Annotated in this window: 15 protein-coding genes; 2 read left to right on the top strand and 13 right to left on the bottom strand. The window is 34.9% G+C overall.

Features of this window, described 5'->3' with window-relative positions; translation table 11 throughout:
- Positions 1 to 42: 42 nt before the first annotated feature.
- From queA to nadB, 9 genes are all read right to left on the bottom strand, one after another.
- The gene (gene queA, locus ACFOZ1_RS11260) at positions 43 to 1,071 is read right to left on the bottom strand and encodes a tRNA preQ1(34) S-adenosylmethionine ribosyltransferase-isomerase QueA (protein WP_390199350.1); all 1,029 of its coding nucleotides are present in this window, start codon (positions 1,069 to 1,071) and stop codon (positions 43 to 45) included.
- Entirely contained in the window at positions 1,071 to 1,271 is a 201-nt protein-coding gene (locus tag ACFOZ1_RS11255; protein WP_390199348.1) for a DUF2905 domain-containing protein, read from the bottom strand. Before ACFOZ1_RS11255 ends, queA begins: the two co-directional genes overlap by 1 nt.
- The gene (gene ruvB / locus ACFOZ1_RS11250; protein WP_390199346.1) at positions 1,268 to 2,269 is read right to left on the bottom strand and encodes a Holliday junction branch migration DNA helicase RuvB; all 1,002 of its coding nucleotides are present in this window, start codon (positions 2,267 to 2,269) and stop codon (positions 1,268 to 1,270) included. The genes ACFOZ1_RS11255 and ruvB overlap by 4 nt, the downstream gene beginning before the upstream one ends.
- Before the next feature lie 20 nt (positions 2,270 to 2,289).
- Complete coding sequence (gene ruvA, locus ACFOZ1_RS11245; protein WP_390199344.1) at positions 2,290 to 2,886, bottom strand: Holliday junction branch migration protein RuvA; 597 nt, start codon at positions 2,884 to 2,886, stop codon at positions 2,290 to 2,292.
- A gap of 235 nt (positions 2,887 to 3,121) precedes the next feature.
- Positions 3,122 to 3,679 carry a BofC C-terminal domain-containing protein gene (locus ACFOZ1_RS11240; protein ID WP_390199343.1) on the bottom strand — a complete coding sequence of 186 codons (558 nt, stop codon included), beginning with the start codon at positions 3,677 to 3,679 and terminating at the stop codon, positions 3,122 to 3,124.
- Between the two features lie 217 nt (positions 3,680 to 3,896).
- A complete protein-coding gene (safA, locus tag ACFOZ1_RS11235) occupies positions 3,897 to 4,991 on the bottom strand; it encodes a SafA/ExsA family spore coat assembly protein (protein WP_390199341.1) in 1,095 nt (364 codons plus the stop codon).
- A 181-nt stretch (positions 4,992 to 5,172) separates the two neighbouring features.
- Positions 5,173 to 6,276 carry a quinolinate synthase NadA gene (gene nadA, locus ACFOZ1_RS11230; RefSeq protein ID WP_390199340.1) on the bottom strand — a complete coding sequence of 368 codons (1,104 nt, stop codon included), beginning with the start codon at positions 6,274 to 6,276 and terminating at the stop codon, positions 5,173 to 5,175.
- A complete protein-coding gene (gene nadC, locus ACFOZ1_RS11225) occupies positions 6,273 to 7,115 on the bottom strand; it encodes a carboxylating nicotinate-nucleotide diphosphorylase (RefSeq protein WP_390199338.1) in 843 nt (280 codons plus the stop codon). The genes nadA and nadC overlap by 4 nt, the downstream gene beginning before the upstream one ends.
- Positions 7,112 to 8,620, bottom strand: a complete 1,509-nt coding sequence (nadB, locus tag ACFOZ1_RS11220) for an L-aspartate oxidase (protein WP_390199337.1) — start codon at positions 8,618 to 8,620, stop codon at positions 7,112 to 7,114. Before nadB ends, nadC begins: the two co-directional genes overlap by 4 nt.
- A gap of 91 nt (positions 8,621 to 8,711) precedes the next feature.
- On the opposite strand from nadB, the gene ACFOZ1_RS11215 reads away from it, so the two are divergent.
- Positions 8,712 to 9,860, top strand: coding sequence for an IscS subfamily cysteine desulfurase (locus ACFOZ1_RS11215; protein WP_390199336.1), 1,149 nt, complete (start codon positions 8,712 to 8,714; stop codon positions 9,858 to 9,860).
- Positions 9,853 to 10,377: a transcription repressor NadR gene (locus tag ACFOZ1_RS11210; protein WP_390199335.1), complete on the top strand. Its 525-nt coding sequence runs from the start codon at positions 9,853 to 9,855 to the stop codon at positions 10,375 to 10,377. The genes ACFOZ1_RS11215 and ACFOZ1_RS11210 overlap by 8 nt, the downstream gene beginning before the upstream one ends.
- Before the next feature lie 45 nt (positions 10,378 to 10,422).
- On the opposite strand, the gene pheA is transcribed toward ACFOZ1_RS11210, so the two are convergent.
- Genes pheA through ACFOZ1_RS11190 form a run of 4 tightly spaced genes read right to left on the bottom strand, consistent with a single transcriptional unit; the run spans position 10,423 to position 13,635 of the window.
- Positions 10,423 to 11,307 carry a prephenate dehydratase gene (gene pheA, locus ACFOZ1_RS11205; protein WP_390199333.1) on the bottom strand — a complete coding sequence of 295 codons (885 nt, stop codon included), beginning with the start codon at positions 11,305 to 11,307 and terminating at the stop codon, positions 10,423 to 10,425.
- A 17-nt stretch (positions 11,308 to 11,324) separates the two neighbouring features.
- Positions 11,325 to 11,777 (bottom strand): ACT domain-containing protein, encoded by a 453-nt coding sequence (locus ACFOZ1_RS11200; protein ID WP_390199332.1) that lies wholly within the window; start codon positions 11,775 to 11,777, stop codon positions 11,325 to 11,327.
- A 39-nt stretch (positions 11,778 to 11,816) separates the two neighbouring features.
- A complete protein-coding gene (obgE, locus tag ACFOZ1_RS11195; protein WP_390199331.1) occupies positions 11,817 to 13,097 on the bottom strand; it encodes a GTPase ObgE in 1,281 nt (426 codons plus the stop codon).
- A gap of 10 nt (positions 13,098 to 13,107) precedes the next feature.
- Positions 13,108 to 13,635 (bottom strand): Spo0B domain-containing protein, encoded by a 528-nt coding sequence (locus tag ACFOZ1_RS11190; RefSeq protein ID WP_390199330.1) that lies wholly within the window; start codon positions 13,633 to 13,635, stop codon positions 13,108 to 13,110.
- Between the last annotated feature and the right edge of the window lie 234 nt (positions 13,636 to 13,869).

Genomic DNA, 13,869 nt, shown 5'->3' with positions numbered 1-13,869 from the left:
ACTATACATAATGATACTATTTGTTCTATGTTCTTACAATTATTAAAGCAATAACATTGCATCTCCAAAACTAAAGAAACGATACTTCTCTTCCACCGCTTTATTATAAGCTTCTAAAATAAAATCACGATTACTAAATGCACTGACTAACATAATTAATGTTGATTTTGGTAAATGAAAGTTCGTAATAAGCCCATCTATTGCTTTAAATTGGTATGGTGGATAAATGAAAATATCTGTCCATCCATTTTTCGCTTCAAATACACCACCAGTATCGCGAGCAATTGTTTCAAGTGTTCTTGTTGATGTCGTTCCTACAGAAATGATTTTGTTGCCTCTTTTTTTCACATTGTTTAATTGCATTGCTGTTTCTTCTGTCATTTGGTAAAATTCTGCATGCATCTCGTGTGTAGTTACATCTTCGACACTCACTGGTCTAAATGTTCCAAGTCCGACATGTAGTGTAATAAAGGCAATTTCGACACCTTTTTGTTTTATTTTATCTAATAATTCTTCTGTGAAATGAAGTCCAGCAGTAGGTGCAGCGGCAGAACCTTCTTCTCTTGCATAAACAGTTTGATATCGATCCTTTTCCTCTAGTTGTTCTTTGATATATGGTGGTAACGGCATTTCACCTAACTCATCTAACACTTCATAAAAAATACCATCATAATCAAATTCTAAAATTCTGCCACCATGGTCTTTGGTATCCACACAAGTAGCAACTAACTTCCCATCACCAAATGTGATGATTGTACCTTCTTTTACTCGTTTTGCTGGTTTTATTAATACTTCCCATCTATCTCCTTCGATTTGAGTCAGTAATAAAACTTCTACTTTCGCACCAGTATCTATTTTCGTTCCATATAGTCTTGCTGGTAATACTTTTGTATTATTCAGTACAAGACAATCGCCTTTTTCCAAATAATCAATCACATCATAGAAATGATGATGTTTGATTGATTTGTCACTTCGGTTCAATACCATTAGTCTAGAACTTGTTCTGTCTTTTAATGGTGTTTGAGCAATCAGTTCTTCTGGTAAGTTAAAATCAAAATCTTCTATACGCATTATTTAAACCGTCCTATCACATAAAAAATTAATGTCAAAATAATACTAACAATAATGGAAGTCATTATCGGAAAGTGAAATGAGATATTTCCTTTTTTAAAGCTAATATCTCCTGGAAGTTTACCGATAAAACCCCAAAGTAATCCAATAATAATAAAGACAACCCCTATTACAATAAAGATTTTCCCTACATCCGTCAAGTCTTTGGTACCTCCATTTGAAAATGCATATATGCTTTAGGTGTTACAACTCTACCTCGTGGTGTTCGTTGAATAAATCCTTGTTGTAACAAAAAAGGTTCATAGACATCCTCAATGGTTTGTGATTCTTCCCCAATTGAAGCTGCTATTGTATCTAATCCAACAGGCCCACCTTGGAAACCTTCTATCATCGCTAGTAATAATTTATGATCTATCTGATCTAGCCCTGCATTGTCAACTTGTAACATCTTTAACGCTTGTTGTGTCGTCTCTATAGCGATCCGCTCTTCACCTTTTACTTGTGAGATATCTCTCACTCGTTTTAGTAATCGATTAGCAATTCGTGGTGTTCCTCTTGATCGCCTTGCTATTTCCAATGCGGCGTCTTTGTGTATCGAAGTATTGAATATTTCTGCCGTTCGTTCAACAATTGCGCACAAATCGATTACTTCATAAAATTCTAAGCGACTCAACACTCCAAATCGATCGCGTAAAGGCGCTGTTAGTAACCCCGCTCTTGTTGTCGCACCAACCAATGTAAATGGAGGCAAATCGATTTGAACAGACCTAGCACTTGGTCCAGAGCCAATGACAATATCTAAACAGAAGTCTTCCATTGCAGGATATAATATCTCTTCAACCGCTCTTGGTAATCTATGTATTTCATCAATAAACAACACATCACCAACTTCAAGAGAGGAAAGTATTGCAGCTAAATCACCAGAACGTTCTATTGCCGGCCCTGATGTAGACTTAAATTGAACACCCATTTCATTAGCGATAATTTGGGCCATCGTTGTTTTTCCAAGTCCTGGTGGGCCATACAATAATACATGGTCTAATGGTTCATTACGCATTTTTGCTGCCTCTATAAAAATAGCTAAGTTTTCCTTCGCTTTATGCTGACCAATATATTGCTTTAATCGTTGTGGTCGTAAACTTAATTCTTCCATACTATCTGACTCTTGCAATTCACCTGAAATGATTCTATCTTCCATAGCTACACTCCTCTCTCTTGTTATTTCATCATTAATGCTAAACCTTTTTTAACATAATGATCTGTTTCTTGTATTTCCAATTCCTGTAATTTTGGTTTAATAAGCATGACTTCTCTATCTGAATAACCTAAAGCTTTTAATGCTTCTAGCGCTTCATCTAGTGCCATGTTAGTTGTTTTTGAATTCGTAACTTCTGACACTTCCTCCATTGAGTATGTGAATGGTAATTTCCCTTTAAGATCAAGTATCATTTGTCTCGCTGTTTTTTTCCCTACACCTGGAAAAGTAGTCAAGAACTTTTCGTTCTCTTGTTCAATTGCTGCAACAAAATCATTCACAGAAGTTTGCGCGAGGACAGCTAAAGCACCTTTTGGTCCAACACCAGATACATTCAAAATTTTAGCAAACAATGTTTTTTCATCTATTTTTTCAAACCCAAATAAAACTTGAGCATCTTCTCTCACATGATGGTATGTATATATCTTCTCTATTAAACCTAATTTAGACTGAAACCGAAATGGATTTGGACAAATCACTTCATATCCAACCCCATTTGCTTCAATAAATACTGCTTGATCTGTTATTTCTGCAATCTTCCCTCTAATATATGCAATCATTGTCATCCACCTTATATCAATCATATGTTCGTATTTCATCATAGCCTATTTTTCTATTCCGTTCAAGCTTGGCAAGGAATCCATACTTACTATGATACACGAATACATTCATTCACACAAAATGTTATTGATATACTTATCATGCATATATGTAAATATTAATGTATCTTGAAAGACAAACAATCCGAACTTTTTATAGTTCGGATTGTAATACTATTTATCACATACTTAGAAATTATCCACTCACTTCTTTCGTGTCATTATAATTTCTAAACGTTTCTAGCACATTCTCATAATCTTCTTTTGTTTTTATCTTGATGCCTTTGTTTAATTCTTGAAACAAATGACTTTCTAATTCTTCTGTATCAATGTGATAAAAAGATTGAATTGCTTTTTCTTCAATTGGCGTGCCTTCAAAAATAGTAAGTACACTATTATTTAATCCAAAATATCCATATGTTTTCAAATATGGAGATATATCATTTACCTCTTTTCGAAAATGAATCAATCCATCTGTTTGATCAACTAATTCCCAATCAAGATAATTCGCCCAAAAATCTTCCATTGAAGAAATAGTTTCACTTGTTTTCTCCACTTCTATATGACCATCAATATACTGTTTCTCTAAAGTCACTTCCACGGTTAAATGATCCGTATTCACTGCTGATAGTATTTCCACATCTGCATTATTCTTATATATACTAGGTGATAGATTATCAATGACTAAATAAATAGAACAGATCATAATAAATAGAACATTTAAAAATAACCATCGTTTATACAATATATTCACTCCATTCTAAACTTGGTTATTTTTAGGTTGTCCAACTCTAACATTTTTAACCATACATAAACCCTAAATTTTTATAAAATCATAAAAAGATTTGTCCGTTTATGCTGGACGCGCCACCTTACCTTATTAGACTTTGTTCACAATTGTTCTCTTAATAGTTTCCCATAAAAAGTGAATGTCGCAATATATGTTTTAAAACATACATTGCGACATTTTATTATTCTTCTCTTCGTCCACAACCACAGTCATTTTGTTGTTTACCATATGGATGTTGTGGCCCTTGATAATTTGGATACATGTTCCCTCCCATACCAAAACCTTGTGGTGGTAATGGAACCATTGGATATCCTGGTGCACCTGGTTGTGGTACGTGTAATTGTTGCGGATTCATCAAAGGTTGTTGCCATCCCTGTTGCGGACCGCCTGGTAACATTTGTGGCCACATAGGTTGCGCTGTCCATTGCTGTTGCATTTGTGGCATCATTTGTTCTTGCGGCATTTGCTGTTGCATTTGTGGCATCATTTGTTCTTGCGGCATTTGTTGTTGCATCTGTGGCATCATTTGATTTTGTGGCATTTGTTGTTGCATCTGTGGCATCATTTGATTTTGTGGCATTTGTTGTGGATTAAAATTATCTGGGAATGGATATCCTCCTTGATATGGCATTGGTTGCATGTGACCATATCCATATGGAATTCCATCCGTTGAATAACACGGTGCTTGTGGTATCATATGTGGCATTTGTTGTTGTTGTACTGGTTTTGTTAAGGACGGTTGTTCTGGCTGTTGTTGTGGCTTCTCACTAACTGGATGCATTGGTTGTTGAATATTTGTTTCAAAATTATTTGATGTAAATTGTAGCCATTTCAAATCATTACTTGGTTGCTGTTGTTGTGGCATTTGTTGTAATTTTTGTTGATTCATTTGTGGTACCATTGGCTGTAATTTAGGTTCTTTTTCTGAAGGTTGTTTATTAAAATTCATAGGTAATGATGGCAACTCCTTTTTTAGTGGCTCCCATTTTTTCTCTTCATCTTCTTTTATTTCTGGCAAAATTTGATTCGTTGGCTTTTTCTTATCACTAGACTTATCTTCTTGTGTCTGTGTCATTTCTTTTTTCGGAGGGGTTTGTTGTTGTTTATCTGATTGTTGTTTATTAGTTGACGCAGGAATTTTTATTTTCATTCCTGGCATAATCATATTTGGATCTGCTAATTGCTGATTCGCTGCAATTAATTGATCAAAATCCACTCCATATTTCTGCGCAATCTTCCATAACGTCTCATCTTTTTGCACAACGTGAATTTTCAACGTACTTGCTCCTTTCCAATCTATAAGTATCTAGGCACCTGTTCTGTCTTCTTTATCAACATATGCAATAAGCCTAAAATGTTGAATAAAAAAAGTATGGATAGGATAAATTTATCTCCTAAACATACTTTTTCTATTACCAATAAGTATCTACCAAATTATTGTTTGTAAAGAAATAACACTAGGATAAATCAAGCATTCTCTTTAATGCTAATCGAGCATCTACTGCCACATGTTCATCGACTACAATTCTATTTATTTCCTCCGCTTCAGCAATTTGATCTAATACCCATAGCAAGTGCGGGAGGTCAATACGATTCATTGTTAAACATGGACACATATATGGATTTAATGAAATAATCTCTTTATCTTTATGCTGTGACCGAAGTCTGTTAACTAAATTCATCTCTGTCCCTATCGCCCACTTCGTACCAGCTTTGGCTTTTTCAATTGTATCAATAATGAACTTTGTTGATCCATGAAAATCTGCATGTTGGACAACGTCGTGTGAACATTCTGGATGGACAATCACATGCATTTCTGGCTTGTTTTTTCGAATATATTCAATATTTTTCAAAGTGAAATTTTCATGTACAGAACAATGCCCTTTCCACAATATGACACGAACTTGTGATAAGTCACCATCATACTCTAATCTGTGTTGAATTGGATCCCATACTGCCATTTGGTCTAATGGGATACCGAGGTCATATGCTGTATTTCTTCCCAAATGTTGATCTGGCAAAAATAAAAGACGTTGTTTTTGGGTGAATGCCCATTGAACCATTTTCTTTGCATTAGAAGAGGTAACTGTTGCCCCACCATTTCTCCCTACAAAAGCTTTAATGGAAGCTGTTGAGTTTACATATGTTAGTGGCAACAGTGTGTCGCCAAATAACTCTGTTAATAGATTCCATGCAATTGTTGTTTGCTGATCATTTGCCATATCTGCCATGGAGCAACCTGCACGCATATCTGGCAAAATGACTTTTTGATTAGGTGTCGACAAAATATCCGCCGTTTCCGCCATAAAATGTACACCACAAAAAACAATGAATTTAGCATGTTGCTTTGCGGAGATTTGTGCTAACTGTAGTGAGTCTCCTGTTGCATCAGCAAACTGAACAATTTCATCTTTTTGATAATGATGACATGGGATAAATAGTTCGTTTCCCATTTGCTTCTTTATTCGATAAATTTTTTCTTCCATGACCTCATCAGATAAGTGTTTATATGCTTCAGGTAATGTCGGATTGACATTTGTAAATAATTGTGTGATTGTCATATGATTTCCCCCATTAATCGAAAACTTATATCTAACCCACTTGGTGAGTGCGTTAAACACCCCATTGAAATATAATCCACACCGATATCTTGATAATTGTGAATATTTTCTAAAGTGATATTACCAGATACTTCTGAAATGATTGGTTCAGGAATTAGATTCACCATTTCTTTCACTTCACTTGCAGAACAATTATCAAGCATAATAATATCTGGTTGTGCTTCTACCGCTTCTTTTAATTGTTCTAATGTTTCTACTTCGACTTCTATTTTTACCATATGCCCTGTATTTTCTCTCACCAATTTTACGGCATCATAAATTGAACCTATCGCTTTAATATGGTTATCCTTTATCATTACACCATCATACAATCCATAGCGATGATTTACCCCTCCACCAATTTTAACGGCGTATTTCTCTAGCATTCTCAGTCCAGGAGTCGTTTTTCTCGTATCACAGATTTTTGTATGGGAACTATTAAGCGTATCGACGCATTTTTTAGTTAGTGTTGCAATGCCGGACATATGTTGTATTAAATTTAAAATAACTCGTTCACCAGTTAACAGATGTTGTGTATTGCCAATCACTTCACAAATCACTTCTCCTTTCTTGACACTCTCTCCATCTGTTTTGAAGCAATTTACTTCGATTGTTTGATCCAATAATGAATATCCTTCTTGTATTATGATCATACCTGCAATGATTCCATCTTCCTTTGCTATCAATTGCCCTTTTGTTTTATTGGAATTTAGAAATAATAATTCTCCTGTTATATCTCCATTTCCTATATCTTCAGAAAAAAAAGATTGTAATTGTTCTCGTAAAAGCCATTTATTCATGAGAATACCTCCATACCTAACTCTTGATTTTGTCTGTAAATTGGTTGTGATGAGAAACTTTTCTCTCCGTCTATTAAATAATGTGCACCTATACTTGCTTTTCTTCTATATGCAGATGTAGCGATTAACCATGCTGTTGTGTAACAATGATACAATTCTATTTCTTGTCTCGATTTCTGCAGAATACTTGGAAGTGGTAAGATATACCTTTCTAACCATGTAATCAATTGCTTTAGCTCGATTGTGTTGCGTTCTATTCCACAATATTGCATCATTTTCTCTTGTAGAATAGATAATGATGGTAGTGAGCATTCCTTATAGTTTGTGGTCAATTTTGGGATTGTTTGCTTCTCAAATACTGTTTTTGTTCGAATTGTATGAGCTACTTGTTTAGCAAATACAATCCCTTCTAATAGCGAGTTACTTGCTAGTCGATTCGCTCCATGTACACCAGAACATGCTACTTCTCCAACTGCATACAAATGCGGAATCGATGTTTCTCCATTCATATCAGTTGCAATACCTCCCATTAAAAAATGAGCACCAGGTGTGATAGGAATGAGCCCTTCCTGCCAATTTATGTTCGACTCTTCACAAATTGAAGTGATTTGAGGAAACCTTATTTCAAACTCTTGAATCTCTGAAATATTTAAATAAATAGAATGGCCTTTTTGTTTTTCTTGATGTATTGCTCTCGCTACGATATCTCTTGAAGCTAAATCTCCCAATTCACTATATGCATCCATAAATCGCATATTCTGTTCATCGACAAGAAACCCACCTTCCCCTCGTACAGCTTCTGAAATCAATCCACCACTTGGAAGCATTGTAGGATGAAATTGGATGAATTCCATATCTCGAATCAGAGCACCTGCTCGGTATGCTAATGCAATTCCATCTCCTGTTACAGATTTATCGTTAGATGTTGTGGCAAACAGATTGCCACAACCACCTGTTGCAATAACCACATCATCTGCCTCATATTGCTTACGATTATTATTAGTATCTATTGTAATGACACCTGTCAATTGGTTATCTTCTATCACCAGCTCAATGGCCATCTCGTTTTCTATCATATGTACATTCTCTTGTATTTGATTAGCATAATAATTCATGAGATGTACACCTATTTGATCACCTCCTGCACGTACAATTCGGCGTGTCGAGTGTGCACCTTCTTTCCCTAATGAAAGCTCTCCATATGGTGTACAATCAAAAGCAATTTGTTCTGTTAATGTCAATATTTCCTTTTTTCCATTTTTGCAAAGAAATTCTACAGCATTATTGTCATTATAATAACTTCCTGCTTTTATGGTGTCTTGTACATGTTGTTGCCAACTATCATCAATTGACAAGGCTGCTGCAATCCCACCTTGTGCTTTTAATGAATTATTATGTGATTTCGTCTCTTTCGTTAGTATTGTTACATCATAATGATGACACAACTCACTAGCTACAACATGCGCTGCAATTCCTGAACCAAGAATAAGTATTTTTTTACGCATAACAGTCACCTTACTTTACAGTTGTCTTTACACCTATATTTACATATAATATAAAGAAAGGCAAGCAAATTTTTTATAAGGTGGATGAATTATGATATATTGTGATTATGCTGCAACAACTCCAATGCTTGATGAAGCGATGGACATATATAGTGAAATAAATCGAAGTTACTTCGGGAATGCTAGTAGTTTGCATGATTTTGGTACAAAAGCAAATGATTACTTACGTCATGCACGAGAGTTGATTGCTCATTGCTTCCGTGCAAAAAGCGAAAATATAATTTTTACAAATGGCGGTACAGAAGGAAATATACTGGCAATAAATACTCTTTTGCGATCTATTCCCACAAAGGATAAGCCACATGTAATTTCAACAATGATGGAACATAGCTCTATTTATTATCATTTACTGTCACTTGAAAAGGAAAATCAGATTGATGTTACGTTTTTAGAGGGGAACAAAGAAGGGCACATCACAATCGAGCAGGTAATCCATGCAATAAAGCCTTCAACAAAACTCGTGACAATACAATACGTGAATGGGGAGACAGGTGTTAAGCAACCAATTGAAGAAATAAGTGCGTTACTTAGCAAAAAAAATATTCTTTTTCATAGTGATTTTGTCCAATCATTTGGTAAAATACATACAGATGTTACGCAATTGCCAATCGACGCAATTACTGTATCTAGTCACAAAATATATGGTCCAAAAAGTGTTGGCGCCATTTATTTCAGAAATCCACATGTGTTAGTTCATCATCCAATTGAGACAAATCACGAATTCGGCTTACGCCCGGGTACTGTAGATGTTGCTGCAATTTGTGCGTTTGCAGTATCTGCAAAAAGAATCCACGAAATAGCAGTGTATGAGCATTTATATCAAGTAAGAGCATATTTTATTAATCAATTAAAACAAAAAGAAATACCCTTACTACCTTTATGCTCAAAAAATAGTTGTCCGAGCATTGTCGGATGCATATCCAATGAAATACAAGGTGATTATTTATTATTAGAATACAATCGTTTTAATATTGCTATTTCAACAGGAAGTGCATGTGCATTAGGCCAACAAGAAATACCACGAGCAGTCTTACCATTACTCGATAACGAAGAGGACGGGAAAAGGTATATCCGCTTTTCATTTAGTCATTTAACGACATTTGAAGAGATTGATACAATCATTATGGTTTCAGCGAAAATTTTTCAAAGATTAGAGGAGGCTCGACTTGCATATGGTTAAAAAATTAATCGGTGAAGAGCGACGAAATGCAATCTGTAAGTGGCTTCAAGATGCAACTAAACCAATTACAGGTGGAGAGCTTGCAACTAAAGCAAATGTTAGTAGACAAGTGATTGTACAAGACATCACACTACTAAAAGCACAGAATCACCCAATTATTGCAACAAGTAATGGATATTTGTATATGCAAACAGAACAAAAAACGATAGAACGTGTCATTGCATGTAAACACAAAGGGAACGAAACAAAAGAAGAGTTATATATTTTAGTAGATCATGGTGTTACAGTGAAAGATGTGATTATTGAACATCCCATATATGGTGATTTACGTGCATCTGTAATGGTCAGCACTCGTTTAGAAGTGGATCAATTTATCACAAATATCGAACAAAAAAACGCTCCATATTTACTAGAGTTAACTGATGGTATTCATAACCACACTATTGCAGCAGATGATACAGAAAAGCTTGATCAAGCATGTCATGTATTAAATCAAAGAGGTTTTCTTACAGTATAGTTTTTTGATATGAATATCAATTGCGTATTAAAAACACTCACAGCATTATACTGTGAGTGTTACACCATTACCACTATGAAGATAATACGGATAGCTCCCCAATAATTCCACAGTACAACCTAGCGACTCCATTTCTGCAATCGCATTTGGAATTAATACATCATCAAGTTTCTGTTCAATATCAATTAAGAAATAATAATTACCAAGGCCCGTTTTCATTGGTCTTGATTCTATTTTAGAAAGGTTTAAGTTACGCCAAGCAAAAGCCGATAATACTTGATGTAATGCCCCTGGTCGATCTGACGGCAACGAGACAGTAATTGTTGTCTTATAACCCTTTTCTTCTAATTTGTTAGAAGTTAATGCATTTTTACTTTTATGTAAAACTACAAAGCGGGTATGATTGTTATCAAAATCATGTATATCTTTTTCTACTATGACTAACCCATATTCTTTTGCTGCTAAATGGTTAGCAATAGCAGCTATTTGCTCTTCCGGATGTTCACTTACATATTTCGCAGCAGCACCTGTTGATCCCATTGTTTGTGCATCTACATTTGGTAATTTTTCTCGCAAATATGAATGACATTGCGCAATGGCATGCGGATGTGAATAGATAATTGCTACTTTTTCTTGATACAATGTAACATTGTCTGGATGTACCATTAAATGTTGTCGAATGGGTACAATTACTTCACTCACAATTTTTACATTTTCTTTTTGAATTAGATAATCTAAAGTGACATTCACAGTACCTTCAATCGCATTTTCCAATGGGACAACAGCATAATCAATTTCTCCAGTTTCCACTGCATCGATACATTGTGGAATACTTTTATACCCTTGTTTCTCTTCCCCATTAAACATGGAATCCACTGCAATCTTTGTGAATGTGCCTTTAGGTCCTAAATATCCAACTTTTACTGACATCAATTATGTTCCCCCTATTAAGATACACCTGAACTTAATATTTCTACTTGGTTTACAAATGTGACTTGTTTCAGTTGATGTAATAGTTCATCAATCTCGATTGTCATACCTGTCGTATTTAAGGATAATGTCACATTTGCTTTTCCTTGTACTGGAATGGTTTGATGAATTGTCAAGATGTTGCATCCTGCAGTTGCGACTAATGACAATAAATGTGACAATGCACCTGTTTGATCATCTAAATGAAAAAATAATGTGACCATTTGTTCTTTCATCATATGATGAAATGGAAATACTGCATCTCGATATTTATAAAACACACTTCTAGATAGTCCGACACGTTTAGTTGCTTCATGAATCGAGTCTACTTTTTTTCCTTCTAATAATTTCTTTGCTTCTAATGTTTTTTTCATCCCATCAGGTAAGAAATCTTCTCGAACTAAATAGAATTTCTCGCTATTAGCAGGCATTCGTACATTCCCCTTTATTTAGAAAGCACATTTGCTCTATTATTCCATAAATTCAAACTCATACTCCAATAATCTTACAGTGTCTCCATCTTTTGCTCCACGCTCTCGTAATTCTTTATCAACACCCATTCCACGAAGTTGTCGTGAAAAGCGTTGAATCGATTCATCTCTTGATAGATCTGTCATCTTAAATAACTTCTCAATTTGTGCACCTGATAACACAAAAGTTCCATCAGAATCTCTTGTAATACGGAACGGCTTTTCTTGCTTTTCAAATTTGTATACTACTCTTTCTTCTTTTTCCTCTAATGGTTGATAATTTTTCGGGATTTCATTTAATTTATTTGCAGTTACAAATAATAAATCGCGAATCCCCTGTCTCGTTAATGTGGAAATAGGAAAGATAGGATAATCTTGATCTAGCTGTTCTTTAAAAAATGCTAACTGTTCTTCCGCTTCTGGCATATCCATTTTATTCGCAACAATAATTTGAGGTCTTTCCAGTAACGTTGGGTCATATTGTTCTAATTCTTTATTAATTGTCACAAAGTCATCATACGGATCTCGTCCTTCTGTTGCAGCCATATCAATCACATGCAATATGACTCTCGTACGTTCCACATGACGTAAAAATTGATGTCCTAACCCCACACCTTCGTGTGCACCTTCAATTAGCCCTGGTAAATCTGCTAATACAAAGCTTCGATGATCTTCTGTATCTACAACCCCTAAATTCGGAGCTAATGTTGTAAAATGATAATCGGCAATTTTGGGGCGTGCTGCACTTACAACAGATAATAATGTAGATTTTCCAACACTAGGAAAACCAACTAAACCAACATCTGCAATTAATTTTAATTCAATTTGAATATCTCTTTCAATACCAGGCTCTCCATTTTCAGCAATTTCTGGAGCAGGATTACGAGCTGTTGCAAATCGAATATTTCCACGGCCACCTCGACCACCTTTTGCAATGACCGCTTGTTGTTTGTGTTCAATAAGGTCTGCTAATACTTCATCTGTATTCACATCTTTAACAGTAGTTCCTGGTGGTACTTTTAGCACGAGCGGTTCTGCATTTTTCCCATGCATTCCTTTACCCATACCATTTTCTCCTCGTTTTGCTTTGAAATGTCTCTGATAACGGAAATCCATCAATGTATTTAAACCTTCATCTACTTCAAATACAATATCTCCTCCATTACCTCCATCTCCACCTGCTGGACCACCCATAGGTACATATATTTCACGGCGAAATGCTACACTACCATTTCCTCCGTCACCTGCTTTAACATAAACTTTGACTTGATCGACAAACATTTGTCTTCACCTACTTCTTCAATTCTATCCATTCTATCACCAGTTGTTTGTCTGTTTGTTTCTTTATAGAGTGGATATATGATTTTTGCATATACTTTTCGATAAATGTCTTCTCATTATTCAGATGACCCTCAATTAATAGTTCAAGTACGACGTGATTCGCATGATTTGCTACAAAAGAAAGCTTCAATTGATATTCTTCATATTCAACTAGAAAGTTTGTTAAATCGATCAGCATCTCTTCTAAATTCGATTTCAACTGTGTGTCTATTTCATGAATATCTGCTTGAAATAAGACCATTGTAGATATCTTAAGTTGAGTCGAATTCATATTCGTTTGATGAAGAAATACCGTTGTTTTTGGTATTTGCAATTGATCTAGTTTTCTTTCCATATTTGACTTTTCTACAATATCAATTAATTTCTTCTCTGCTTTTTCTTGTTTCCCTAATTGTAAGTATCCCATGACAAGTTGTAAATCATTCAAATAATCATGACGATAATGGCGTAACAATTCGACTGCATCTTTTTCATTCATACAACTAGTCACTCCAAACGAAAGCATAATAAGAAGATTATAGCACACAACAAATAGAATTGCGATATCACGTATTGGAAGATATAAAGTTAGTATAGTACATTGAACATCTATTCTGTTCGTTTAAATTTCTTTCTGTTCAACTATTTGGATTGTCTTCCACATCTAAATGATTATACGAAGTTAGATTCATCTCCAAATTAGGCTTTGATTGTTTTACTTTAAATAATAAAA

The organism is Gracilibacillus marinus, from assembly GCF_042651725.1.
GTDB classification, from domain to species: Bacteria; Bacillota; Bacilli; order Bacillales; family Amphibacillaceae; genus Gracilibacillus; species Gracilibacillus marinus.
Note: the sequence above shows the minus strand (reverse complement) of the source record. Positions and strands in the feature narration are given on the sequence as shown.